Below are 1371 nucleotides of genomic sequence, written 5' to 3' on the forward strand. Positions count from 1 at the left end.
CGGCGCCCCCGGCAGTGTGCTGGTTCAGGACATAGGCGACAGATGTCTCAAGACATCGGCGACACCATGTCTCAGGACATCGGAAACACTCCCGGGCTCCTCGATGCTCGGCCATGTCCAAGGCCCGGCTCGTGATCACCGCCCTGTTCGTCGAGAACCAGACTCCCGCCGAGGTCGCGGCCCGGTACGGCGTCCACCGGTCCTGGGTCTACCGCCTCAAGGCCCGCTACGAGGCCGAGGGCGAGGCCGCGTTCGAGCCCCGATCCCGGCGACCGAAGACCTCACCCACCGCGACACCAGCCCCGACCCGCGACCTGGTCCTGGCGCTGCGCAAACAGCTGACCGAGGCCGGCCACGACGCCGGCGCGGAAACCATCGTGTGGCACCTGCGGCACCACCACGCCGTGGCGCTGTCCAAGTCCACCGTGCACCGGATCCTGGCCCGCCACTCAGCGATCACCCCCGAGCCGGCCAAGCGACCCAAGGCCTCCTACATCCGGTTCGTCGCCGAACAGCCCAACGAGACCTGGCAGTCCGATGTCACCCACTACCAGCTGGCCACCGGTGTCGACGTCGAGATCATCACCTGGCTCGACGACCACTCCCGCTACGCCCTCCACGTCTCAGCCCACCAGCGGGTCACCGCCCGGACCGTGCTGGCCACCTTCACCGACACCGCAGTCCAGCACGGCTATCCCGCGTCCACGCTCACCGACAACGGAATGATCTACACCGTCCGGTTCGCCGGCGGAAAGGGCGGCCGGACCATGCTCGAGCACGAGCTGCGCCGACTCGGGATCATGCAGAAGAACTCCCGCCCCAGCCACCCCACCACCTGCGGCAAGGTCGAGCGCTTCCAGCAGACGATGAAGAAGTGGTTGCGCGCCCAACCCGACCAGCCGACCACGATCGCCGAGCTCCAGACCCTGCTCGACCGGTTCCGCGACGACTACAACACCCGCCGGCCCCACCGGTCCCTGGACCACCGCGCCACCCCCGCCGCGGCCTACCAGGCCCGACCCAAGGCCACCCCCGGCGCCGACCGAAGCCGGGAGACCCACGACCGGGTCCGCACCGACAAGATCGACCGGGTCGGCACCGTCACGCTGCGCCACGACGGCCGGCTGCACCACATCGGAGTCGGCCGAACCCACGCCGGAACCTACGTCCGACTCCTCGTCCAGGACCTCGACATCACCATCATCAACGCCGCCACCGGCGAGATCCTCCGCGAACTGATCCTGGACCCCAGCCGCGACTACCAGCCCACCGGAGCCCCCAAGGGCCCCACCCGCAAATGACCAACGGACCTACGTTTCCGTAGGTCCGTTGTCGCTGATGTCTTGCGACATCACACGGCGCCCCCGGCAG

General features: G+C 68.9%; 1 protein-coding gene. It reads left to right on the forward strand.

What is annotated here, in order from left to right; genetic code table 11:
• Positions 1–113: 113 nt before the first annotated feature.
• Positions 114–1301: an IS481 family transposase gene (locus ACFP2E_RS16795; RefSeq protein WP_378523444.1), complete on the forward strand. Its 1188-nt coding sequence runs from the start codon at positions 114–116 to the stop codon at positions 1299–1301.
• The last annotated feature ends 70 nt before the right edge of the window (positions 1302–1371 follow it).

Origin of the sequence: Nocardioides sp. GCM10027114, from assembly GCF_042659625.1 — a bacterium.
Lineage (GTDB): Bacteria > Actinomycetota > Actinomycetes > Propionibacteriales > Nocardioidaceae > Nocardioides.

What these genes read in the sequence shown, in the direction of transcription:
- ACFP2E_RS16795 (WP_378523444.1), top strand. Translation starts at nt 114, where the DNA reads ATGTCCAAGGCCCGGCTCGTGATCACCGCCCTGTTCGTCGAGAACCAG.